General features: G+C 65.3%; 22 protein-coding genes, 1 other RNA gene and 1 pseudogene. 13 read left to right on the top strand and 11 right to left on the bottom strand.

What is annotated here, in order from left to right; translation table 11 throughout:
- Positions 1 to 346 precede the first annotated feature (346 nt).
- The 8 genes from AC6CHY_RS08445 to AC6CHY_RS08410 form a co-directional block, all read right to left on the bottom strand.
- The gene (locus AC6CHY_RS08445) at positions 347 to 676 is read right to left on the bottom strand and encodes a hypothetical protein (RefSeq protein WP_498226478.1); all 330 of its coding nucleotides are present in this window, start codon (positions 674 to 676) and stop codon (positions 347 to 349) included.
- Complete coding sequence (locus tag AC6CHY_RS08440) at positions 673 to 960, bottom strand: hypothetical protein (protein ID WP_498226477.1); 288 nt, start codon at positions 958 to 960, stop codon at positions 673 to 675. Before AC6CHY_RS08440 ends, AC6CHY_RS08445 begins: the two co-directional genes overlap by 4 nt.
- Positions 961 to 1,260: 300 nt before the next feature.
- The gene (locus AC6CHY_RS08435) at positions 1,261 to 1,584 is read right to left on the bottom strand and encodes a hypothetical protein (RefSeq protein ID WP_498226476.1); all 324 of its coding nucleotides are present in this window, start codon (positions 1,582 to 1,584) and stop codon (positions 1,261 to 1,263) included.
- A gap of 103 nt (positions 1,585 to 1,687) precedes the next feature.
- Positions 1,688 to 2,008, bottom strand: coding sequence for a hypothetical protein (locus AC6CHY_RS08430; RefSeq protein ID WP_498226475.1), 321 nt, complete (start codon positions 2,006 to 2,008; stop codon positions 1,688 to 1,690).
- 30 nt (positions 2,009 to 2,038) lie between these two features.
- Positions 2,039 to 2,773, bottom strand: a complete 735-nt coding sequence (locus AC6CHY_RS08425; protein ID WP_498226474.1) for a hypothetical protein — start codon at positions 2,771 to 2,773, stop codon at positions 2,039 to 2,041.
- A gap of 64 nt (positions 2,774 to 2,837) precedes the next feature.
- Entirely contained in the window at positions 2,838 to 3,647 is an 810-nt protein-coding gene (locus AC6CHY_RS08420; protein ID WP_498226473.1) for a hypothetical protein, read from the bottom strand.
- Between the two features lie 1,143 nt (positions 3,648 to 4,790).
- Positions 4,791 to 5,120 (bottom strand): hypothetical protein, encoded by a 330-nt coding sequence (locus tag AC6CHY_RS08415; RefSeq protein WP_498226472.1) that lies wholly within the window; start codon positions 5,118 to 5,120, stop codon positions 4,791 to 4,793.
- Positions 5,121 to 5,181: 61 nt separating this feature from the next.
- The gene (locus AC6CHY_RS08410; protein WP_498226471.1) at positions 5,182 to 6,789 is read right to left on the bottom strand and encodes a recombinase family protein; all 1,608 of its coding nucleotides are present in this window, start codon (positions 6,787 to 6,789) and stop codon (positions 5,182 to 5,184) included.
- A 23-nt stretch (positions 6,790 to 6,812) separates the two neighbouring features.
- Between AC6CHY_RS08410 and AC6CHY_RS08405 the strand changes: the two are divergent.
- The 13 genes and pseudogenes from AC6CHY_RS08405 to ssrA form a co-directional block, all read left to right on the top strand.
- A pseudogene (locus AC6CHY_RS08405) lies at positions 6,813 to 7,007 on the top strand (type II secretion system F family protein); the annotation flags it as partial.
- 205 nt (positions 7,008 to 7,212) lie between these two features.
- The gene (locus tag AC6CHY_RS08400; RefSeq protein WP_254456278.1) at positions 7,213 to 7,407 is read left to right on the top strand and encodes a hypothetical protein; all 195 of its coding nucleotides are present in this window, start codon (positions 7,213 to 7,215) and stop codon (positions 7,405 to 7,407) included.
- An 11-nt stretch (positions 7,408 to 7,418) separates the two neighbouring features.
- A complete protein-coding gene (locus AC6CHY_RS08395; RefSeq protein WP_217389934.1) occupies positions 7,419 to 7,826 on the top strand; it encodes a TadE family protein in 408 nt (135 codons plus the stop codon).
- A complete protein-coding gene (locus tag AC6CHY_RS08390; protein WP_217389933.1) occupies positions 7,819 to 8,286 on the top strand; it encodes a hypothetical protein in 468 nt (155 codons plus the stop codon). Before AC6CHY_RS08395 ends, AC6CHY_RS08390 begins: the two co-directional genes overlap by 8 nt.
- An 85-nt stretch (positions 8,287 to 8,371) precedes the next feature.
- On the top strand, positions 8,372 to 8,776 hold the full coding sequence (locus AC6CHY_RS08385) for a hypothetical protein (protein WP_498226470.1): 405 nt from the start codon (positions 8,372 to 8,374) through the stop codon (positions 8,774 to 8,776).
- 167 nt (positions 8,777 to 8,943) lie between these two features.
- Positions 8,944 to 10,059 carry a peptide chain release factor 2 gene (gene prfB / locus AC6CHY_RS08380; protein ID WP_498226469.1) on the top strand — a complete coding sequence of 372 codons (1,116 nt, stop codon included), beginning with the start codon at positions 8,944 to 8,946 and terminating at the stop codon, positions 10,057 to 10,059.
- Positions 10,060 to 10,421: 362 nt separating this feature from the next.
- Complete coding sequence (locus tag AC6CHY_RS08375; protein ID WP_498226485.1) at positions 10,422 to 11,228, top strand: CoA transferase subunit A; 807 nt, start codon at positions 10,422 to 10,424, stop codon at positions 11,226 to 11,228.
- 3 nt (positions 11,229 to 11,231) lie between these two features.
- Positions 11,232 to 11,861 carry a CoA transferase subunit B gene (locus tag AC6CHY_RS08370; RefSeq protein WP_498226468.1) on the top strand — a complete coding sequence of 210 codons (630 nt, stop codon included), beginning with the start codon at positions 11,232 to 11,234 and terminating at the stop codon, positions 11,859 to 11,861.
- A gap of 296 nt (positions 11,862 to 12,157) precedes the next feature.
- On the top strand, positions 12,158 to 12,985 hold the full coding sequence (gene ftsE, locus AC6CHY_RS08365) for a cell division ATP-binding protein FtsE (protein WP_217389928.1): 828 nt from the start codon (positions 12,158 to 12,160) through the stop codon (positions 12,983 to 12,985).
- Positions 12,982 to 13,896: a permease-like cell division protein FtsX gene (gene ftsX / locus AC6CHY_RS08360; protein WP_217389927.1), complete on the top strand. Its 915-nt coding sequence runs from the start codon at positions 12,982 to 12,984 to the stop codon at positions 13,894 to 13,896. Before ftsE ends, ftsX begins: the two co-directional genes overlap by 4 nt.
- A gap of 55 nt (positions 13,897 to 13,951) precedes the next feature.
- Positions 13,952 to 15,403, top strand: coding sequence for a peptidoglycan DD-metalloendopeptidase family protein (locus AC6CHY_RS08355; RefSeq protein WP_217389926.1), 1,452 nt, complete (start codon positions 13,952 to 13,954; stop codon positions 15,401 to 15,403).
- A gap of 56 nt (positions 15,404 to 15,459) precedes the next feature.
- Positions 15,460 to 15,942 (top strand): SsrA-binding protein SmpB, encoded by a 483-nt coding sequence (gene smpB, locus AC6CHY_RS08350; protein WP_217389925.1) that lies wholly within the window; start codon positions 15,460 to 15,462, stop codon positions 15,940 to 15,942.
- 155 nt (positions 15,943 to 16,097) lie between these two features.
- Positions 16,098 to 16,467: a transfer-messenger RNA gene (gene ssrA / locus AC6CHY_RS08345) on the top strand.
- Between the two features lie 85 nt (positions 16,468 to 16,552).
- On the opposite strand, the gene AC6CHY_RS08340 is transcribed toward ssrA, so the two are convergent.
- From AC6CHY_RS08340 to AC6CHY_RS08330, 3 genes are all read right to left on the bottom strand, one after another.
- Complete coding sequence (locus AC6CHY_RS08340) at positions 16,553 to 18,322, bottom strand: HNH endonuclease signature motif containing protein (RefSeq protein WP_498226467.1); 1,770 nt, start codon at positions 18,320 to 18,322, stop codon at positions 16,553 to 16,555.
- Positions 18,323 to 18,573: 251 nt separating this feature from the next.
- Complete coding sequence (locus AC6CHY_RS08335; protein WP_217389923.1) at positions 18,574 to 19,314, bottom strand: PspA/IM30 family protein; 741 nt, start codon at positions 19,312 to 19,314, stop codon at positions 18,574 to 18,576.
- A gap of 120 nt (positions 19,315 to 19,434) precedes the next feature.
- Positions 19,435 to 21,435, bottom strand: coding sequence for a TPM domain-containing protein (locus AC6CHY_RS08330; RefSeq protein ID WP_254456251.1), 2,001 nt, complete (start codon positions 21,433 to 21,435; stop codon positions 19,435 to 19,437).
- Positions 21,436 to 21,684: the final 249 nt, after the last annotated feature.

Genomic DNA, 21,684 nt, shown 5'->3' with positions numbered 1-21,684 from the left:
AAAATTGCCACGGAGGGGGCTTTCGTGCGTGCAGCGGGGCGCTAGTGATTTGTCAGGCGCATTGCGCGAGGCGAAGGTTCAACTGTTGTGGTCGCGTTGCCACGCTTCGCGCTCTCGTGTGGCGCGGGCAGCCCGCCGACAGCGTCGGCAGCGGAGGGCGCGGCCTGTCCGCGAGGTGCGACTTCGCGGAAAATTAGCCGCTGGTCGTACCTCATGGCAGAGGCAGCACTCCTGGGACAGGAGCTCGCCGGTGTCCGCAGTTTCCTGGGCGAGTGTTCCGAACTTCTCGGTGCGGTGGACTGTGGCGGTCAAGGCAATGTCCTTTTCGGTGGATCGGCAGCCGTGTTCATCGTGCGGCCGCACGGTTGTCGTCGTTGTCGTTGAATTCATGGCGGAAGCGGTCCATGCCGCCGAGGCGCTCGTAGACCTCGGCGCGCTTCAGTCCGGGGACCGCCGCGAGAATCGCGCAGTAGGCGGCCTTGGCCAGGCTGCGGCGCGGACCGTGGCTGGCGTATCCGTCGGCGTAGTCCAGGGCGGCGTCGAACGCCGAGGCCGGGGTCCAGCCGCCGGGCGGCGGGAGCGGCGACCAAGCGGGCAGGTCACCGGAGCGGTCGCGCGGAACGATGACCAGGGCGGTTTGCCGTGCGGTGGCCCGGCGCGTCCGGCGGCCGATCACTCGGCGGTCCTGACGCCGGGGGTGCGGCCGTGGTGCCGCTTCATGGCCAGGGCCGCCCCGGCGCGGCTTGCGCCGTTCTGGCCCGGGGCGACGCCGAACGCCTTCAGTGCGCCCATGGCCTGGACGCGGGCGAGGCGTATCTCGGTGAGCAGCCCGTGGGGGACCATTTGGCCGTTGGAGCCGGGGATCATGAGGCCGTCGGCGTTGACTCGCTCTTCCATGCGGTCGGCCATGGCCAGGAGCTGGCAGGATTCGTAGAGGGTCGCGGCCGTTGCGGCGTCCATGTTGGGGTTCTCGGCCTCGACCTGGCAATAGGTTTCCTTGGCGGAGTCGCTCCAGGACGCCGGAAGGCCGTCGTAGGGGCTGGCCGGGTCCGCGGCGGGAGCCGGGGCAGGGTGTAGGTAGGTCAGTTTGGGGTTCCTTTCAGTGAGGGAGGGGTTTAAACGGGCCTGGGGGAAATCCGAAAGGGCCTGCGCAGCCGGGGCGCGCTGCTATGCCCCTTCGATCCGGGTGGGAGGGGGCGGGGGGAGGTGCCCCCCAGGGGTGCGGGTCGCCGAGGGGAAAGCTCGGTGGTCGTTGCCCCGTTAGCGACGGCGGTTGACGGAAGGGACCGCGAATGGTTTGCCGTCGTTCGGTCCGCCAAGGATGACACCGTCGATCACCACGCCGCGCTCGGCCACGACGCGGTCGAAGAGCGCGGCCTTGAACATTCGCGTGACGTGTTCGCTGCGTTGGTCGGCGGACAGCTCCAGCCAGGCGCGCTTGTCGTATGGTGCCCGAAGCACGTCGGGGACTTTGCTGGGCCGCGTGGCGGCGAGGTCGTGGAGGCGGGGCAGATGGGCCTGCGCCGTGCTGCCGATGTAGCGGGCCAGCGCGCGCTTCGAGATGGGGATGGGCTTGATGGTCACTGGTGTTTCTCTGGGTAGATAAGGGCAGGAAGGGAGTGCCGAGGGCCACCGGGGGTCGGCTCGTGGTTCGGGACCCGTGGCCACTCGGCGAGGGGTGGGGGTGTTACCGCCGGACAGCGCCTGGGCGGCGGGCCTGCCGGGCGATGGCGTCGGTGTCGGCGTCGTATGGGCGGTAGGTGTTGCCGCGGCGGGCGGCGCGGGCGATGGCCGCCGGGTCGAAGCCGTCGGCGGCGCGCTTGGACTGCTCGTGCTGGGCGCGGACGGCGGCCCAGATTGTCGCCGGGCTGGTGTCCTGCTGCTGGGCCATGCGCTCCAGCCGGGCCTTGGCCGGGGTGTCGAGGTCGTGCCAGTCCTCGGGCAGGTCGGTTGCCGTGGTGACGTCGTGGACGATCCTGGAGACCAGGTCGAAGGTCGGGTCATTCATGGGCGGGTGTCCTTTCGGTGGGGCGTGTTCCTAGTAGCCTTCGCGCCGGGAGCGGGCGCGGGCTTCCTGGGCGACGCGTGTTGTAATTTCGGCGGCCGCGGCATCGGCTTCGGCCTGTCGCTGTGCGTCGGTGGGGACGTTCTCGCCGTCGGCGGCCTTTCCGGTGGCGTCGGCGTCGAAGAGGTCGACGGCGAGGCGCGCCTTCGCCAGCGCCAGGTCGGCGGTGTAGAGCGTGCCGTAGAAACCTGTGCGGCTGCCGATTGCGGTGCCGGGGCTTCCAGCGGCCTGCCAGGCGGCGTCACGGGCTCTCAGGGCGGCGGACAGGGCGGCGAAGGCCAACTTTGCCTCCTCGTGCTTTTCGAGGGCGTACGCGGCGGCCAGGCGGCGGACCTCCCGCGCGTCGAGGCCGTGGAAGAGGTCGACGTACTTTTCCAGGGCGCGGAGGGCTCGGCGGGCCTGGGCGCTGACCATCTTGTCCATGGCGTCGTGGGCGCGTTCGGCGGCTTCCAGGTCGGCGGCCAACGGGTGGGAGTTGCGCAGGTCGACCAGGGCGCGGCTGGAGGCCCGGCGCTCGCGGCAGAGTTCCTCACCTGTCGCGTTCTCGGCCTGCCATGCGGCGCGGGCGTCGGCAGCGCCGGGGACGACGGCAACGAGGAATTCCTGGGGTGCGTCGTGCTCGAAGAGGAACTGTGCGCCGCCCTTGCCGGTGGTGACCAGCTTCGGGCGGGAGGTGTTCGAGGAGTAGATGGGCATGGTGTCGGACATGGGTTTTCCTTTCGGGGTGTCCGGACGCCGGAGGTGGCGGCCGGGGGTCTGAGGGACGGGGCGTTTACACGCCGGTGCGGGCGGGCGTGTAGCGGTAGTGGCCCTGGTAGGGGCGGGGCTCGCCCCAGCGCGCGGCGGCCAGGCTGCGGAGCTCCGAGGCGGTGAGGCCGCCGGGGCAGCCTGCCTCGGCGTAGAGCCGGGCGAGGTCCGGACGGCGCAGGAATGGCGCGCCGTCGTGGGTCGCCAGGAACGCCGAGGCGGCTGTCTCGTCCGCCGTGGGGGTCTCCGGGGCGGGGAGCACGGCACGCAGGGCGGCCAGGAGTGCGGAGCGGGCGGCGGCGGATGCCTTGATGTCGCGGGCGGTGCGGGCCAGTGCGTCGGCGTTGTCGGTGGGCCGGGCGTCGGCTGGCGTGTTGTCAAGGGCCAGGACGTTTGGCGCGGCGAGGGCGGTGAGAATGCCGTAGAGGAGTCCGGCGGGGCCGGTGCCGAGCGCCTCGGCGAGGGCTTCGGCGCTTTCGTAGTCGTCCTCGGCGGCGTGGGCGTCGCGCTGGATGCGCTCCAGTTCGTCGCCGAGACGGTCCTGGTGGTCGAGCAGGACGCGGGAGCGCGGGGGTGCGGGCGCGAGCTGCTCGGCGGCGATTTGGAGCGTCGCGGAGGCCATCCGGGCGACTTCGTACGCGTCGACGGATTCGCCGAGGATGGTGAAGCCGGGGACGCGGCGGTAGCGCAGGCCGCGCCGGGCGAGGTCGGCGGCGAGTTCGGGGATGGGAAGCAGTCCGACGGGCCAGGCTCCAGTGCGGCGGCGGGCGCTGAGTGAGGGCAGGGGCGAGGGGGCGGCCAGGGGGTCGGCTGACCAGTCGAGGAGGGAGCGCACGGGGCGGTCCTTTCATCTTGGGGGAGGCGGGCGTGCCGCCCGGTGGGCGGTCACTTTGAGGGGAATGGCCGAAGGGCTTGGGTGGTTAGGCGGCCTCCGGCCGAGGAACCGGGGCGGAGCCCCTCCGGCGTGAATTGCCAGTCAACTTGCTAATAGGCGAGGAAGCGGGCGGGATTTGCACCTCGGCGACATGGAATTGCACCTAGCTCTCTCGCATTGTGCCAAGTCAGCGAATTGAAGGTGTAAAGGTGCAAAAGGTGCAAGCTGTGTAGAGAGAAACCCTTAAGACCGATCTGGAAAAGGGTCTAAACCACCACTTTCGTCACTTTCCGTCACCGGCCAAAAGCCGCTCGGCTTCCGACCTCAGGGCCTCTAGCGCGGTTTCGTCGCCGCCGGTGGCGAGGAGGGCGGTCATGCGGCGGAGGAGAGTCTCCGTGGCGGTGGTGCGCGCCTTCCGGCGGGCCTGTGAGGCCATAGCGCGGCAACTGTCGGAACAGTGGGCGGCGTGTGGCCGGACGGATTCGAAGGGGCGTCGGCAGTGGGAACAGAGGGTTTCGTGAGGCACGATGCTTGCCTCCTTTCAAAGCGAAGCTTGCGTTTGGAGCGCAAAAAAAGGGGAGCCCCGGACCGGGGCGCGTGGCGGGGCGTTCGGGGGCGAGGCGGCCGCGCCGTCAACGGTGCTGTGACGCGCGCGGCCTGCCCCATCCCCTCGAAGGGATGCCCATACCTTCCGGCCCGTGCGGAGCCGGAATCGAGGAACCGCGCCATGCCCAGCGCGGGTCAGGAGGGACGAATGCCGACGAAGGACAGCATCCAGCCCTATGCATAGGAAGAGGGCCAGGGTGCCCGTTGCTGCTCACTTTCCGGGTAAAAACTTTCGGGTGGACGGTGCTCACTGTGCCGCGGCAGGGGCGCGGGGGCGGAGAGTGACGAAAGTGGTGGTTTAACGCATATTTCCTATTACCCCTTAAGGAGTGTGTGTCTTTAAGAAGGAATAGGAGAAGGGGCCTAAACCACCACTTTCGTCACGCCGGGGCGTCGTGGAGTCGTTTACACGGTCCGGTACGCGGCGGTCGCCGGGCACAAAGGAGCCCCGCTCCTCTCCGGCGGGAGGGAACGGGGCTCCAAGGGAGCTGCGCCCGTCTAGAGACGCGAGCGGTATTCGGCCACGAGGGCGGGCAGGTAGTCCGTTGCGGGCGTCGTGTGGAGCGTGGCCGACAGCGCGGCGTGCCAGGCTCCCAGGGGTGCGACGCCGGACGCGGCCGCCTCGGCGAGCCCGGCGCGGACCTGCTCGCCGACGACGGCTGCCAGCGGGGACAGGGCTGGCAGCGGCAGCCAGGCGAGGCGGTTGGGGTCCTGCCAGACGACCCATCCGACGGTTTCGTTGTCCGGGACCCATACGCGGGCGACGGTGGCCATGCCGTCCCAGTCCGGCGCGTTGTAGTGCGGCGCTGCGTAGGTGAGGGTGAACATCTCGGGTTGGGGGTGATGCCTGTTGTCATTCACTGGGGACGGTTGCTTACCGTCTAGACGCCTACGCATCTTCGCCTGCCCAGTGGATTTTGAGTCGTTGGTCCCCGCGAAATTCCTTATTGCCGCCCCCGTGGCCTGTGGGGGAGGGCAAGACGTCGATATGGTCAATCGCCATCTTCAGGAACTCGCGCTGTTCGAGGATGCCCCAACTGGCCCATGACGAGTCCGGTCCAATGGGGCCGGTGTCGCCGTAGGCCGCCATGTCCAGCCATGGAATCAGCGGGGGGGCGTCTGCGGGAAGCGCAGCCAATGCGGCTTGCGCCGTCTCGAATTGAGCAGTCAGATTTCGCACCTGCCGGGCATAGCGGGCCGCGCCGGTCTCGCCGGGGAACAAACCGGCGGCTCGGTCATCGTCCAATCGCTCAAGCGCCAGCCTCGCGGTATCCATCGCCACGGTCCGCAAGGTGCGTTCGGCCAGAATCTCCGGGTCGGCGTTGCGGGCGGCGAATCGCTCGGTCAGCACCGCCAGCAATGCGGCGTCGTCGGCATCGGAGGGGTCAAGTGCGGCCAGGCGGGAGAATACCGCCTGGGCCACGTATTCATCGGCGCGGGGCAGCGAGACGCTCGTGCCCTTGCATGCGCCGCCCGTCCGGTGCCGCATGCAGCGGTAGGCGCTGGAAACCTCGCGGACCGACGCCGCCATGCCGCTGCCGCACAGTGAACAACGGAGGAAACCGCCGCCCGACAACAGGCTGGGGCCGCGAGACTTGCCCCGGACGGCCGGGCGCGCGTCCAGGGCGTCTTGCAACCTGAACCAGTCCGCCGGGGCAATGATGGGCTCCCACGGCTGGAGTGGCTGGCCGTTAGCGTCCAATTCCAGGAGCACGCGGCCGCGGGAGTCCCGGGGGACTTCGACATTCCGGCCTTGGCGGTGCGCGGGCATGAAACCGGCGATCTGCGGCGCGCGGAGCTGGCGTGTGAGCGTAGACGTGTGCCAGTCCGCGCCGGAGCGCGGGCGCAGGCCCCGGGCGTTCAGCTCGCGAGCCAAGGAGACGACGGTTGCGCCGTCCAGCACGCGGGCGGCCACCTCGCGCAAAATCCCGGCCTCGGCCGGGTTGGGAACCAGGCGGTTTACCACCAGCTTGCCTTGCAGCACGCGCTCGGAGTTGAAGCCGAACGGCGGGCGGCCCCCGGCATGGGAACCAGCCGCGCGAAGCGCCGCCTTGGCGGACTTGGAACGGTTGGAGATGTTCTCGGATTCCTGCTCGGCCATGGCGGCGAACAACCCGAAGATGCCCGTTCCAATCGCTGTGGTGGTGTCCAGGAACGGTTCGTTGACGGACACCAGCGCGGCACCATGCGCTCGCAGGGCGGCAACGATCCTGAGCGCCTCTGCCACGCCGCGACGGGTCAGGCGGTCGAGGCGGTAGACCACAAGGGCCGAGGCCTCCCCGTTCGCGATGGCCGCCAGTGCGGCGTCGAGTCCGGGCCGGGCCGTTTTGGGGTCGTAGCCGGACGCGCCCAAGTCTTCGAAGTGCCCCGCGTGGGTCCATCCCCGCGCGGCAATGAGGGCAGCGCAGGTCTCCCGCTGGGCCTCGGGCGAACCTTGAGATTCGTCTTCCCGCTGCTTAGATTGGCGGGCATAGGAGATAGCTGACTTCGCTTTCATGCGCCTATTGTACGCACTCCAGTGAACGCGGGACCCCTATCGCCGCGGTCATGCGGGCCCAGGCCCAGGATGTGCGTGATGCAGCCAAGAGGGAGCTGATGGAAACCGCGGGAAAAAAGGAAATTGGCATGATGGTACCCATAGTTTTCGGCATCCTGCCTTTGACCATCGTTTTCGCGGTGTACCCGGGGCTCTCGCTGATCGACATGAACTACTAACGGGAGGCGCAAACCACGACATACGCAGTGGCACCCGAATAGGGTCAGTCCGGGTCCGCCGGCCGCCGGGCATGACCAGGCACGGACCGGAACAAACTTCAGGCATGCAGCAGCAGGCTCTCGCGTCGGCGAACGGCGAGGGAACAAACCGGCAAGGAGAAGCAACATGAGGATCGCACGGCAGTTTGGATTGTTGATGTTCGGCATGGGCGTATGGGCAGGAGCCCGCGCCACGGCATTGGCCGGACGCGTGAAGCGCAACGAGCGCGGCGACGTGCCGGGGTGGGTAATGATCACTTTGATGAGCGCGCTGCTGGTTGCCGCTCTGCTGGCCATCGCCGGACCCCGGCTGGAGGAGCTGTTCAACCAGGCGATCAACCGGGTTGCGGGCCTGGGCTAGAGACTACCGGCATGCCAGGGTTCGTCGTGGCTCCGAGGGACGGCGCGGGGGATGGCCAGCGAGGGTCGGCTGTTGCCGAATTCGTGATGGTCTCCGCGCTGCTCATTGCCGTGTTCCTGGCGATCCTGCAGCTCACGCTCGCGCTTCACGTAAGGAACACCCTGATGGACGCCGCGGCCGCAGGTGCCCGATACGGCACGTTGGCAGACCGCGGTCCCGGCGACGGGGTGGGACGCACCCAGGACATCATCCGCGGGGCTCTGAGCGACCGCTTCGCTTCCAACGTGCAGGCCACAGCCATCAGTGTCGGTGGAACCCCCGGTGTTCGGATTACAGTTCGGGCGGGGATTCCGCTCATTGGCATGATTCCGTTCGCCGGGGAGTTCGTGGTGCACGGGGAATCGGTGCGCTATGGCTAGTCTGCCGCGGGGCGACGTGAAGCCGGGCAACCGCCAGGCCGGACGCGAGCAACATGGGCCACAGTCCGGGTCTTCAATCATCGAATTCATCTTTCTGGTGGTCCTGCTCCTGGTGCCACTGGTCTATCTGGTCGTGGGTGCCGCGCAGGTCCAGGCCGCGAGCTACGCGGCGGTCGGAGCGGCGGACCACGCCGCCAAGGTATTCGTGACGGCACAAAGCGAGGGACAGGGCCGGGCCCGGGCCGCAGACGCCGTCCAACGGGCGGCCGCCAACATGCAGATCGGGCCCGGACGCACGAATTTTAGCTACAGCTGCCAGGGGACCTGTCTCTCGGCGGGAAGCACCGTGACGGTCCGGGTATCCATAGAGACCGTCCTTCCACTGCTCCCTCAGGGATGGAGCTGGCGCACCGGAAACGTGGGCTCGAACGCAACCCAGCGGGTCGATCGATATGGTTAGCAGCAGCGGAGACCTGCCACGCCCCGCGGCCACCGGTGCCTCGCCCGGCGCCCCTGCCTCTTCAGGCAAGGAAACGGGGCAGACAATGATCCTGATCATCGGGATGATCGCCATCGCGATGCTGGCCATCAGCGTGGTGTTGGCTGCCACGGCGGTCAACGTGCAGGCACACAAGCTCCTGTCGGTGGCAGACGGGGCCGTCGCCGCGGCAGCCGACAACTTCGAGCTCACGGCTGGAGGCGAGAGCGTCGCTACGCTCCGATTGCAGCCCTCCGAGGTGCGGAACGCCGCCGAGAAGTACCTCGCGGACGTCAACGCCGGGGCAGGGTTTTCGAACCTGCACATCATCAGCGCTGGCGTGGAACCCGATGCGGTGACCGCGCACGTGCGCCTCGGCGCCGTGGTGCATCCGCCCATCATCGGCTGGGTGGTTCCGCGCGGGGTGTCCATCCATGTCGATTCCTTTGCCCGCACGCTGCTCTCGCGCTGAAATCCGGTGGGCAACCGGCCCAAGCTGCATTCGGGGACCGACGCGTTGATCCGCGCTCGACGGTTGGCGTCCGGCGTTCCAGGGGAGCCGTTGGTCGTGGATCCGTCGGGCAGAAACGTGGGCCGACGCAAAGCGGGCGCCGTAAATGTCGTAGGCTGGAAACTACCATGGCTTCAACTGACTTTTCTGCCGAAATCAAATCACTGCGCTCCACCTACGCCTCCATTGAAGAGGTCTCCGATGTGCCGCGCATCCGTGCGGACATTGCGATGCTCTCCGAGGAAGCCGGTGTTCCCGATCTTTGGGACAATCCGGCCGCCGCGCAGGTGGTCACTTCCAAGCTCTCTCACCGCCAATCGGAGCTGGAGCGACTCACGAGCATCCGCACCCGCATCGATGACTTGGAGGTGCTTGTCGAGCTCGCCGAAATGGAGGGTGACGCCGATGCCATGCAAGAGGCCGAAACCGAGCTCAAGTCGGTGCGCAAGGCATTGGCCAACCTGGAAGTGGTGACCCTGCTTTCCGGTGAATTCGATTCACGTGAGGCAGTCGTCACGATCCGGGCCGGGGCGGGCGGAGTGGATGCCGCGGACTTCGCCGAAATGCTTATGCGCATGTATATGCGGTGGGCCGAAAAGCACGGCTACCCGACGCGGGTCATGGACACGTCCTACGCCGAAGAAGCGGGCCTGAAATCCGCCACATTCGAAATCAACGCGCCTTACGCGTTCGGAACGTTGTCGGTCGAGGCCGGTACCCACCGACTGGTGCGCATCTCGCCCTTCGACAACCAGGGCCGCCGCCAGACATCCTTTGCCGCTGTCGAGGTCATTCCGCTGATTGAACAGAACGACTCCATAGAGATCCCGGAAAACGAGATCCGCGTCGATGTGTATCGTTCCTCGGGCCCTGGTGGACAATCCGTGAACACCACCGACTCGGCCGTGCGCATGACCCACATACCCACCGGCATCGTGGTGTCGATGCAGAACGAAAAGTCGCAGATCCAGAACCGTGCTGCCGCACTGCGCGTGCTGCAGTCACGGTTGCTCCTGGTGAAGAAGGCCGAGCAGGATGCGCAAAAGAAGCAAATGGCAGGCGACGTTAAAGCCTCGTGGGGCGACCAAATGCGCTCCTACGTGCTTAACCCCTACCAAATGGTCAAGGACCTGCGCACCGAACACGAGGTCGGAAACACTTCCGCCGTATTCGACGGCGAACTTGACGATTTCATTGATGCCGGGATCCGGTGGCGGGCTGCACAGCGCCGTCCACAGTCCTAGGCACACGCAAGCTTGGGTCTGGCAGGCCCGTAGCGCCCGTGTTGACGTAGGGGCGCAGTGCAGCTCAGGGAGGTTCCGCAGACACGTTTCCCCACGTGCCCGCGGGACCTCCTTCCGCATTTCCTGAACCCGACGGCTCATCATCCAGCTAGCCGTTCGTGCCGTGGGCAGCGGGCGCAGCCGAATCGTGGCCCATTGGGGGAGCAGTTGCGTCCCGATGGGTGAATTTCTGGCCGGGACGTCCTACGATGTGGCTACGAGGTACTCGCAGGCCGTTGGCGAAAGACCGCCATGCGAAATGCCTGGTGCAGGCAGACCGTGGTTTCGCCTCATCATCCACCCGCAATCCCAGGAGTGCAGGAATGTTAGACAAGACCTATGAATCGGCCAGCGCGGCCGTGGCGGACATTCCCGAGTCGGCGTCCATCGCGGTGGGTGGATTTGGGCTTTCGGGCAACCCCAACGTACTGATTCAGGCGTTGCTGCAGACCGGAGTGGGCGATTTGAAGGTGGTTTCGAACAACTGCGGAACCGACGAACACGGGCTGGGCATCTTGCTGCGGGCTGGACGGATATCGAAGATGACTTCATCCTATGTCGGCGAAAACAAGGAATTTGCGCGCCGCTACCTCAGCGGCGAATTGGAACTGGAACTCACCCCGCAGGGAACGCTGGCCGAAAAGCTGCGTGCGGGCGGGGCTGGCATTGCTGCCTTCTACACGCGCACCGGCGTCGGAACCCAGGTGGCCGAGGGCGGATTGCCACAGCGATATGGCCAAAACGGCGAGATCGTGCAGGCCTCCCAACCCAAGGACCAGCGTGACTTCGCGCCCGGCGGAGAACTGGGGACCTTCGTGCTGGAGGAAGCCATCGTCGCCGACTACGCATTGGTTCACGCCGCATACGGGGATCGCCACGGAAACCTGGTATTCAACAAGGCCGCGCGGCAATTCTCCCCGGTAGCCGCGATGGCGGGAAAGATCTGCATCGCTGAAGTGGAGCAACTGGTAGAGCCCGGCGAGCTTGACCCCGATGCCATCCACCTGCCGGGGGTCTTCGTGCACCGTGTGGTGGAGGTCGGGCCAGACATTGAAAAGCCCATTGAAAAGCGGACGGTCCAGGTGGCCGCAGCTGGATCGAACGACACCTCACACGTTAAGGAAGGCTAGGCAATGCCTTGGTCACGCAATGAAATGGCGGCCCGGGCCGCACTGGAACTGCCCGATGGCGCCTATGTAAATCTCGGCATCGGCCTGCCGACGCTCGTACCAAACTATGTTCCGGCCGACCGTACGCTGGTGCTGCAATCGGAAAACGGGATCCTTGGTGTCGGCCCCTATCCCGCCGAGGCGGATGTCGACCCAGACTTGATCAACGCGGGGAAGGAAACCGTGACGGTGCTTCCCGGCGCCAGCTACTTCGATTCCGCCACGAGTTTTGCGATGATACGCGGCGGCAAGATCGATGCTGCGATCCTCGGCGCGATGCAAGTTTCCGAGGGCGGGGACCTCGCCAATTGGATGATCCCCGGGAAAATGGTCAAGGGCCCCGGCGGCGCCATGGACCTTGTCCACGGAGCCAAGCGTGTCATCGTCCTGATGGAGCACGTCGCCAAGGACGGCAGTGCAAAGATCGTCCGCGAGTGCACCTTGCCCTTGACCGGCCGCGGGGTGGTGCAGCGCATCATTACGGATCTTGCAGTAATAGACGTCACAGATGCCGGTCTCCGACTGGTTGAGTGCGCCCCCGGTGTCACGCCGGAACAGGTCCGCGACGCTACGGACGCTCCGCTGCTGTCCTAGTCAAGAGTTCCGAAGACCATCGCCGGGACCGAAAAACCAGAGGCCAATCGACAGTTCGGTCGAGGCTCCGCCCGACGTCCTGCCCCACGGGTGATTGTCGCGCCGGGCGATGCCCCCGCACCCGGTGTCTGTCACGCAGCGGGCGTTCACCTGGCTCACAGATTCGTGACACACCCGCTTTTTGTGCCGACTGCGCGCCACCCGGCCCGATAGAGTGCAAGAGCTGGCTTTGCAACTTCCTTCAACAAAGTCCCGTGCCTGGATCATGCGCCGGCGATCCCGCGGGCAGAGCTGCGATGATTAGATTCGAAAACGTCACGATGGTCTATGACCAAAAGTCACGCCTTGGCTCGGAAAACGCGCGCCCTGGCCTCGACGACGTAAGCATTGAAATTGACCGTGGTGACTTCGCGTTTCTTGTTGGTGCCTCGGGCTCCGGCAAATCCACCTTCCTCCGGCTGATCTTGCGCGAAATAGTCGCCACCGGAGGATCCGTTCACGTTGCAGGGCAAAACGTTGCCCGCATTCCCTCGTGGCGTGTGCCCAAGTTGCGTCGCGGCATCGGCGTCGTATTCCAGGATTTCCGCCTGCTGCCGCAGAAGAATGTTTTTGAAAACGTTGCCTTTGCCATGCAGGTAGTGGGGGAGAGCCGAAGCGCAATCCGTGACCACGTCCCGGAGGTATTGAAGCTCGTGGGGCTGGAAGGCAAGGAAAAGCGCCAACCGGATGAGCTTTCCGGCGGCGAACAGCAGCGTGTGGCCATTGCCCGCGCCATTGCCAACAAGCCACAAATCCTGCTCGCCGACGAGCCGACCGGCAACCTTGACCCGGCCACGAGCGTCGGAATCATGAACGTCTTGGACCGGATCAACCAAAACGGCACCACGGTCCTCATGGCCACGCACGATGACGGAATCGTTAACTCGATGCGTCGGCGCGTCGTTGAACTTTCCCTGGGCAAAATCATGCGCGACGAAAGCGCCGGCGAATACACCTCGATGATCCCCGTGATCAATCAGGACGGCACACGCGAATTGCGCCAGGCAGACCACAGCACTTGGCACAAACCCTCGGACCGTAGCCAGGCCTTCGCGCCGTTTGACACTGAGGACGATATGCCATGAAACTCGGATTTATTCTCGGCGAAGTAGGCACTGGCCTCCGCCGAAACCTCTCCATGGTGGTTTCAGTCGTCTTGGTTACGTTCATATCGTTGACGTTCGTGGGCACCGCTGCACTCATGCAGATGCAGATCACGCAAATGAAGGGCTACTGGTACGACAAGGTCCAGGTAGCCATTTACCTATGCGGTGAACACAACGAAGGCACCAATTGCGCAGAGGGCGCGGTAACGGCCGACCAACGTGGCGAAATCGATTCGATGCTCGGTTCGGCGGCAGTCAAGCCGTACGTGGACAACTTCGAATATGAATCGAAGGATCAGGCCCTCACCCATTTCCGGGAACAGTTCGAGAACTCTTCGATGAGTGAAACCGTGACCGCTGACCAACTTCCGGAATCGTTCCGGGTTTCCCTGGTTGATCCGGAAAAATACCAGATCATCAAGGAACTCTTCTCGTCGATGGACGGCGTCGACGTGGTGGTTGACCAGCGGGAGCTGCTCGAAAAGATCTTCTCCATCATCAACATCGCTTCCTTCGTTGCCATCGGTATTGCCGGGGTCATGATCCTGTGTGCGGTGTTGTTGGTTGGCACGACGATTCGTTTGTCGGCCTATTTGCGCCGCCGCGAAACAGGCATCATGCGCCTGGTCGGCGCGTCGAAGTCATCGCTCCAATTGCCATTCGTCTTGGAGGGCGTCATCTCGGCACTGATCGGTGCGCTGCTAGCCTGCGGCGTCCTGTGGGCGGCGGTGAGGTTCCTCATCGATGACAAGCTTGCCCTTGAATACAAGGACACGGCATTCATATCCACTGGAGAAGTTTTCCTGGTCGCGCCGTGGCTGATTCTGCTGGGTGTGGTTTTGGCTGGTGTATCGTCGTTGGTAACCTTACGGCGGTACTTGAAGGTTTAGTGCGTCACTTACTTATGAAAGATTCAGTTCACCACCGAAGACTCAAAGGACATTTATGTTAGCCAAAGCAGTATGGTGCCGAATGGCGCGTTCGGGAACGGTGGGTGCGTTGTCGATCGCACTCTTGGTTTCCGGAGGCGTAGGCGCCCACGCCGATGAGCTAGATGACCGCAAGGTTCAGGTTGAACAGAACATCGACCACCTTTCCGAGGACCTGGAGGTCCTGGACGACGACATCAAGGTCACCGATGCCAAGCTTCGTGGGTTGCAGGCACAGCTTCCCGGCGCAGAACAAGCCTTGGCCGATGCCCAGGGCAGGGTGCGCCGGGCAGCCGATGAGGCAGCCGATCTTGCCCGAAGGGTCCAGGCGGCCCGCGAAACGCGCGACCAGCTAAACGTGAAGATTGCCGAGGGCAAGGCGAAGCTCGAGGATTCCAAGGAAATCATCGGGCAGATAGCAACGGAAGCCTATAAGCGCGGAGGTGTTTCCTCCGATCTTTCCCTCCTGTTGAACGCCACATCCGACGGCAATCTGGCGGCCGGCATGGATCTTGCCGACCAGGCCATGCGGTCACAGAATGCCGCTCTCGATGCCTTGTCAGAACAGTCGGCGACAGACGCCAATGCGAAATTGCGACTGGCTGCGGTGGAAGCCGAGATCACCGATCTCAAGGCCGCCGCCGATGCGGCACTGGCGCGTGAGCAAGTTGCCCGAGATGATGCCGAGTCCAAGAAGAAGCAGCTCGATGGGATCATCTCCCAGACCGATGCCTTGAGCGCCGAACTGCTGGCCCAGCGTCCGCGTATCCAGCAGAAACTGCGCGCCGAGGAAGCGAACCAGGTAAAGATCAACGGGCAGATCAAGGAACGTCAAGAGCGCTTGATCCGCGAGGAAGCCGAGCGCAAGCGCAAGGCGGCGGAGGCCGAGCGCAAGCGTATTGCTGAAGCGAAGGCCAAGTGGGAACGTGAGGAAGCGGCCCGGGCGAAGGAAGCCAGGGAAGAAGCCGCGCGCCAGAAGAAAAAGAACACGTACGTCAAGCCCAAGTATGTAGCCCCTGCGCCGCAGGCCGTGCCGGAGCGCAGCTCCTGGGGCCTTGTCAAGCCGGTTTCCGGTGGACGGCAGACCTCGGGCTTTGGCTGGCGGCCAACCCCCGCCGGAACCATCGACTACGGCGGGCGGGGTGGCTACGTGCACGCCGGGGTCGACTGGGGCTTCGGCGGTCAATGCGGCTCGCCGGTGTTTGCCGCCGCGGACGGCGAAGTCTGGATGGCCGGTTGGGGCGGAAGCTCCGGAAACAAGGTCACCATCAGCCATGGCGTGGTCAAGGGCAGGGCACTGGCCACAAACTACCACCACATGCAACGCGTCGTGGTCGGAGTCGGCCAGAACGTGAATCAGGGCCAGTTGATCGGGTATGTCGGCACGACGGGCAACTCCACCGGTTGCCACATGCACTTTGAAACCATTGTCAACGGTGCGGCCGTCAACCCATTGGGACTTCTCTAGCGGTAAGCTATAAGCTCGCCAAGTGGCGAAACCACTCGCGGAGAGGAGTTGACCACGTGTCTAAAAAAGACCCGGAACAGAAGATTGTTGCCAGCAACCGCAAGGCCCGACATGATTTCGAGATTCTCGATACCTACGAAGCCGGAATGGTGCTTAGCGGCACCGAGGTGAAGTCCCTACGTGAGGGCAAGGCATCGCTGGTTGATGGATTCGGCCAGTTCTACCGCAATGAGTTGTACGTGGAGAACGTCTACATTCCGGAATACCTCAATGGCTCGTGGACAAACCACGCAGCAAGGCGGCGTCGCAAGCTGCTCCTGCATCGCCAGGAGCTACTGAAGATCGAACGCAAGATCAACGAATCCGGTCTCACAATCGTTCCGCTGAGCCTGTATTTCAAGAACGGGCGCGCCAAGATCGAAATCGGTGTGGCGCGCGGCAAGAAGGAATACGACAAGCGCCAGAGCCTGCGTGAGAAGCAGGACAACCGCGAGGCCCTGCGCACCATGCGGGAACGCAATCGAGGAGCGCGCGAGTAACTGCTCGCTGCCGAGGCCGAAATTCACCGTCTGCCTGCACCGATTGGGCGGAAGCCGAGGGGGAATAGACGTGGGGCGATTGTGCGTTAGACTAGATGCACGCGGTTAATCCGTGTGGTTGGGGTGACGCAAGTTGCCCGTTGACAACAAAATACGGGGATGATCGGTTTCGACGGTGTGAGTCGCGACATGTGAAGCGGGCCGAGGATGCAAAGTTATCTCGTAAACGCTCTTTGCAAAACAATAAGTGCCGACTCAAAGCGCACTGACTTCGCTCTCGCTGCCTAAGCAGCCAGACAGTCCGTAAGCCAGGGGATGCTATCGCCCCTGATCCTTACGTCATTTAGATAGCCACTGCGGGAAGTTAGTGTTACCGGAACAACCCGCATAATTTAGGTAACTGTGCCCGGACCAGCCGCTTGTTTGCATGACGGCTGGGGCAGAGAAATTCCAACGCAAACTGCGCCCGGAGAAGACCTGGCAACACCACATCGGACGGGAGTTCAATTCTCCCCATCTCCACAATGAAGGCCCTGCGGATTTTCGGATCTGCAGGGCCTTTCTTGCGTTAACCATGCACGTCCGATCTGGGGCATAGCAGTCGAGCCGCCTAGAACAATGTGGGTATGGTTTGCCGTCTCCGTTGCCAATGGTCGTTGCGTCTCGGAAGTTGTTCTGGGTCGAGATATTTGGGCAACAAGACCGCCGGCAAGCCATTGCCGTCCCGGACCAGACCCAGCTTTCCGGAATGGAAATCATGGTGGTGGGCGCTGCAGGCCGGACCGGAGTTTTCTGCACTGGTGACCCCGCCGTCTTCCCACGCATCTATATGGCAGATTTCGCAGTGTTCGGGCGGCACCGTGCATCCCGGAACCAGGCAACCGCCGTCCCTGGCCAGAACCGCTTCTCGAATGTGGTCGGGCACGTAGCGCTGTTCGCGACCAAGATCGAGGATCTGGCTTTTGCTGTTGAAAACGATGGGCAATACGCCGGCATCGCACAGCAGTCGCCTGAGCTCGCCCGGACTGACATCCAGTCCGTGGGAAGTGATGCCGGCCCGCTCGGCCAGACCCAGGAGGGTTTCGAGTTGGCAATGGACCACCAAGGTGGACCGGGCAAGGCCCTTGCCGTTCTTCCCGGTGCTTTCCCCGACTCTTCGCAGGACGTTGAGGATTGACTGCAGGCGGCGCCGAGCCGGTGTGAGCCCGTCGCCTCCCGGAGAGTTCGGTTGCCAGTCAACGGAGGGCTCTGCGGCCCGTGGGCCCTGCGCTGAAGATGCCGACGTATGTCCTTGGCCCGCCGCCATGCCGAGGTCCGTGTAGGCGGCGCGGGGGAGTTCGCCAACCGGGGTCGTCGGGTCGGCTGCCCACGCGGGGAGGCGGGGTGCGTCGTCGTCCTCCCCAACGTTGCCGGAGCTGTTTGCCGCCGGAGTCCCGGCGCGGTTGGCAGCGTCGCGGGCAAGAGCCTCGCGGTTGCCGGCGGCGGTGCGGGGGTTGTCGGCGTTCGCGAAGTGCGACAGGAAGATCTCAGCCTCGACATTGAGCATGCAGAGGCTGAAGTACGAGAAGTGTTCCGTGCGTCGGGTGAGGAAGATCCCGGTCTTGGCGCAGATCTCTTCGGCATCGGGCTCGCCGGGGGCGGACTCCTCGAGGGTGCGTTGCCAGGCGGTGATCAACTTGCCGGTGGATTGCGGACCCTGGGCGTGCAATGACTCCAGGACCTGGGACTCCAGGATGCGGGACAGCTGCGCGGGATCGGGCTGTTTTCGGATGACAGGCGCGGCCTTGTCGAGCTTTCTCGCGGCCTGCATTGCATGCCTGGGATCGATCGTCCCTGCCTGGGCATCGGCTGAAAGCTGCGGATAGCGCGCCGCGCGGCCGATCCCGTTGACATCAGTCTGGGGGAGGAGCGCGTCCGCGGCCTTGACGCGATCGCGGGCCTCGAAGTAGCCGGTCCCCAACAAGTGTTGCAGCAGGTCGGCGGTGTCCTTATGGGGCAGCCGTCCGGTCGGTGTGGTCGCGGGATCCGCCGGGAGCTCCACCTCACCGGCGAGGAACGGGGCCGGTGAGGTGATCGCCGCGGAGAGCTGCTCCAGGGTTTCGAGGGGCAGCTCATGCGCGAGGGTCTTCCGGGCACCTTGGGCGGCGAGGATCTGCAGGTAGGAAGCGCGCCGGTGGGCCTGCTCAATTATCAGCGCAAGCGCTGCGGCCTCGGTGGGGGAGCTCGCCGCGGCGGACAGCTCCGTGGCGGTGGCGACGAAGTAGTCCTGCGCGGCGAGCAGCGAGCGCAGGCGATCCGCCCCGCCCGATGTGCGACCTTGGCCTGGGCCGGCGTGCCCTCGGCCCGGGCTAGAGATCCGAAAGTACTCGTCGTTGTGCATGCCATTGAGCATGGCCGATGACGCGGCCGGGTTTCCAGACCCGGTGGAAATCTGTGGACAACAACGTGATCCGGCCGGTCATCCAGCCGACCCGGCGCCAGCCGTGCCTCCAATTTGTGCGGGGAAGCATCCGGGCAGCAAAAAAGGGGGCGGACGGTGGCGGGACCCCGGGCATGATGCCGGGGTGTCGCCTCCGTCCGCCCCCTCAGGCGCCAGCCCGCAGGTGGCGGTCGAAGATCGGTCCGGCGGGGCTATTCGCCGGTGGTGATCGAAGGCGCGGCCTTCGGAGCCTTCAGCGCGGCGAGGCGGGCATCGATCTCGGTCTGCTCGCCCAGGTCCTCCAGCGAGTTGAACTGGGCGTCGAGCGAGGAGGAGGCAAGCTCGGCGGCGCCGCGCACGCGGGCTTCCTCGCGGCGGATCTTTTCCTCAAAGCGGCTGACCTCGCTGGTGGGGTCCATGATGTCGATGCTCTTCACGGCCTCCTGCACCTGGTTCTGCGCCTGGGCGGACTTGGCACGGGCAACGAGTTCGTCGCGCTTGGAGACCAGCTGCTGGCGCTTGGACTTCATGGCGTCCAGGCCGGTCTTGAGCTTATCCACGATGTCACGCTGCGAGGTGATGGTCGGCTCGGCCGACTTCGCCTCCGCCTCCGCCTGCATCTGGCGCTGGATGGCGACCTTGGCCAGCGAATCGAACTTGTCGGCGTTTGCGCCGTCGCCGGAGGAACGGAACTCGTCCGCCTTGCCCGAGGCAGCCAGCGCCTTGTTGCCCCAGTCCGAGGCGGCCTGGACATCCTCGGTGTAGTCTTCCTCGATCATGCGCAGGTTGCCGATGGTCTGCGCCACCGCCGTTTCGGCCTCGGCGATGTTGTCGGTGTAGTCGCGCACCATCTGGTCGAGCATCTTCTGCGGATCTTCCGCCGAATCGAGCATGGCGTTGATGTTGGCCTTGGCCAGCTGGGCTACACGACCAAAAATAGACTGCTTTACCACGGTGAGACCTTTCGTTGACTGACTTGTTGAACTTTTCCCTGTCGCGCTTCCGGGTTCCGGAACCGCAGTGCTGCAATCTTTGGAACGGGCCCGCCCGGGGTCCGTGCTGCAGGCCGGCCCCTAGAAGCTGCCGCCCGCTCCGTCGCCGAAGCCGCCGCCGAACCCTCCGCCGCCGCCCCCGCCGAAGCCGCCGAAGCCGCCGCCGCCAAAGAGGCCTCCGCCGGAGTCCCCCGAGTGCGAACCGCCGCGCAGGATGGAATCGATGAGGATGCCGCCGAGGATGGCACCCCCCAGCCCGCTGCCTCCGCCGCGTCCACCGCCAAAGCCGCCGCCGCCGAAACCGCCGCCGAAGCCGTCGACGTCGCTTTCCGCCTCGCGTGCTGCCTGGTCGGCCAGTGCGGAGGCGTGCTCGGCATGGGACAGGGCATTGAGCGGGTCCGAGGGAGCGAGGCGCAGGGCCTCCTCGAGGTTGCGCTGGGCCTCGGCCAGGCGGGTGCGCGCCGTGGCGCCGACTCCGCCGCGCCGTGCCCGGATGAAGTCGTCGGTGCCGCTGATCTTCATCTGCGCGGTGCGGATGGCCGCCTGCAGCGACTCGGCGGCACGGTTGGCGCGTTCCTGCTGGTCGCGGATCTGGTTCAGCTGCTCATTGAGCGGACGCAGTCCCGCGTCGACCTCCGCAACGAGGGCCACCGGGTCCACCCGGCCGCTGCCTACCTGGGACTGGACCGAGGAAAGCGCGGCCTCCAGGACGGCGACGGAACCCGCAAGCTCGGGGTTGGAGCCGTTGGCGACCAGGGCGCGGCCCTGGGCCAGGTCCTTGGCGGCGGTGGAAACGAGGGACTCGAGGTCGGCCCGGGCCTTGTCGAGGTCGTCCCCGGCATGGGCCACAGCGTCAAGCAGCACGGTGGCCTGGTGCACGGCGTCCTCGCCGGCGCGCACCGCCACGGCGGCCTCGGATGATTCGGAGGCCGCGATCTTCGCCTCCGCGGTGAGCACCGCGGTGTTGGCGAAGTCCAGCCGGTCGGTGGCCTCGGCGATGTTGGTGTGGACCTGGTGCAGCGCACCGTCGGTGTAGCGGGCGGCGAGCTCGGTGAGCTGGTCCTGGACCAAGCTGACGCGTTGGCGCATCGGGTCGATCTGCGCCTTGAGCGAGGCGGCCGCCTCGGGGGCGTTTTTCTCGAGTTCGCGCAGCGACGCGAATTCCTCGGTGTGCGCCTCCAGGGTTTCGTTCACCGCCTCGCAGCGGCGGATGATCTCCCCGAGCCAGGAGCGCTGGTCGGCCTCGGTGTCGGGGATGTGGTCGTCGAGCTGCTGCTGCAACTTGAAGGACTCGGACATGTGGGCCTTGGCCGCCTCGATGTCCTCGGCGAAGGGCTTGACTGCCGCCTCGCCGAATTGCGCCTGCGCGAAGCCGACCTCCTGCTCGGAGGAACGGATGGCGTCGTCGGCGGCAATGAGCAGGCTGCCGGCCTTGGTGCGCAGGTCGGGGATGCTGAGCGATGCGAACGGGTCCAGCGGCTTGCCGTCGGGGCCCGTGGCCACCTGCGGGGGACCGGCCGGCAGTTTCTTGCGGCGCGCCAGCGCCCACGCGGTGGCGCCGCCGACGACCGCGACGCCGCCGACCAGGATCCATCCGGCGCCGCCGCCGGATCCGCCCGAGCCCTCGGAACCGCTCGGCGCCTCTTCCCCGGTGGGCGTGTTGCCCTCGGCGACGTTCTCGATGCCGGTGACGGCGCCGAGTGCCGCGGCGGCCCAGTCGTCACGCGACAATTGCGGACTGACCAGCTTGGTGAAGATTTCCTGGTCGTGTTCGACGATGTCGCCATTCTCCTGGGACACGAACCGCGCCTGGCGCTGCTCGACCGCAATGGCCAGGACCGAGTCGCTGCTGCCCATCTGCTTGTTCGCGGCCACCTCGCGAACCCAGTCGTCGGGGTCGTCGGGATTGGAAAAGGTGTCAACGTAGATCACGAAGAGCGACTGCCCGGTGTCAAGGCGCAGCTGGTTCACCGCGTCGGTCACCTCGGTGGCGTCGGACCCCAGAACCCGCGCTTGGTCCACCACGAATTCGCCCGGGGGAATCTGCACCGGGGAGTCGGCCGAGGCCGGTTGTGCAAGCATGAACAGGGACAAGATTCCTGCGGAGGCAACAACTGCCATCCGCCGGGGGAGCGACTTCATATTTTTCCTTCACCCTTGCATGGTCGGCCGCAGAGGCACCGGGCCGGGAGCATGGATACTCGCAACTTTCCGGTTTCTGCTGTCGATGTTGATTCTATGGGTGCGATCGGCGCGAGTCCACAGAATCGCCGGTGCATCGGGCAGGGGGTTGCGGAATAGCGCATTCTCACAGCTGACACTCAGGTCTTC

Source organism: Paeniglutamicibacter sp. GQ140 (genome assembly GCF_059759235.1).
This window is presented reverse-complemented; position numbering and strand designations above follow the sequence as displayed.

Excerpts from the sequence above, each read along its gene's own strand:
- AC6CHY_RS08440 (WP_498226477.1), bottom strand. The coding sequence starts at position 960 with ATGGACGCCGCAACGGCCGCGACCCTCTACGAATCCTGCCAGCTCCTG.
- AC6CHY_RS08430 (WP_498226475.1), bottom strand. The coding sequence starts at position 2,008 with ATGAATGACCCGACCTTCGACCTGGTCTCCAGGATCGTCCACGACGTC.
- AC6CHY_RS08425 (WP_498226474.1), bottom strand. The coding sequence starts at position 2,773 with ATGTCCGACACCATGCCCATCTACTCCTCGAACACCTCCCGCCCGAAG.
- AC6CHY_RS08415 (WP_498226472.1), bottom strand. The coding sequence starts at position 5,120 with ATGTTCACCCTCACCTACGCAGCGCCGCACTACAACGCGCCGGACTGG.
- AC6CHY_RS08410 (WP_498226471.1), bottom strand. The coding sequence starts at position 6,789 with ATGAAAGCGAAGTCAGCTATCTCCTATGCCCGCCAATCTAAGCAGCGG.
- AC6CHY_RS08400 (WP_254456278.1), top strand. The coding sequence starts at position 7,213 with ATGGGCGTATGGGCAGGAGCCCGCGCCACGGCATTGGCCGGACGCGTG.
- AC6CHY_RS08395 (WP_217389934.1), top strand. The coding sequence starts at position 7,419 with ATGCCAGGGTTCGTCGTGGCTCCGAGGGACGGCGCGGGGGATGGCCAG.
- AC6CHY_RS08390 (WP_217389933.1), top strand. The coding sequence starts at position 7,819 with ATGGCTAGTCTGCCGCGGGGCGACGTGAAGCCGGGCAACCGCCAGGCC.
- AC6CHY_RS08385 (WP_498226470.1), top strand. The coding sequence starts at position 8,372 with ATGATCCTGATCATCGGGATGATCGCCATCGCGATGCTGGCCATCAGC.
- prfB (WP_498226469.1), top strand. The coding sequence starts at position 8,944 with ATGGCTTCAACTGACTTTTCTGCCGAAATCAAATCACTGCGCTCCACC.
- AC6CHY_RS08375 (WP_498226485.1), top strand. The coding sequence starts at position 10,422 with ATGTTAGACAAGACCTATGAATCGGCCAGCGCGGCCGTGGCGGACATT.
- AC6CHY_RS08370 (WP_498226468.1), top strand. The coding sequence starts at position 11,232 with ATGCCTTGGTCACGCAATGAAATGGCGGCCCGGGCCGCACTGGAACTG.
- ftsE (WP_217389928.1), top strand. The coding sequence starts at position 12,158 with ATGATTAGATTCGAAAACGTCACGATGGTCTATGACCAAAAGTCACGC.
- ftsX (WP_217389927.1), top strand. The coding sequence starts at position 12,982 with ATGAAACTCGGATTTATTCTCGGCGAAGTAGGCACTGGCCTCCGCCGA.
- AC6CHY_RS08355 (WP_217389926.1), top strand. The coding sequence starts at position 13,952 with ATGTTAGCCAAAGCAGTATGGTGCCGAATGGCGCGTTCGGGAACGGTG.
- AC6CHY_RS08340 (WP_498226467.1), bottom strand. The coding sequence starts at position 18,322 with ATGCACAACGACGAGTACTTTCGGATCTCTAGCCCGGGCCGAGGGCAC.
- AC6CHY_RS08330 (WP_254456251.1), bottom strand. The coding sequence starts at position 21,435 with ATGCTTGCACAACCGGCCTCGGCCGACTCCCCGGTGCAGATTCCCCCG.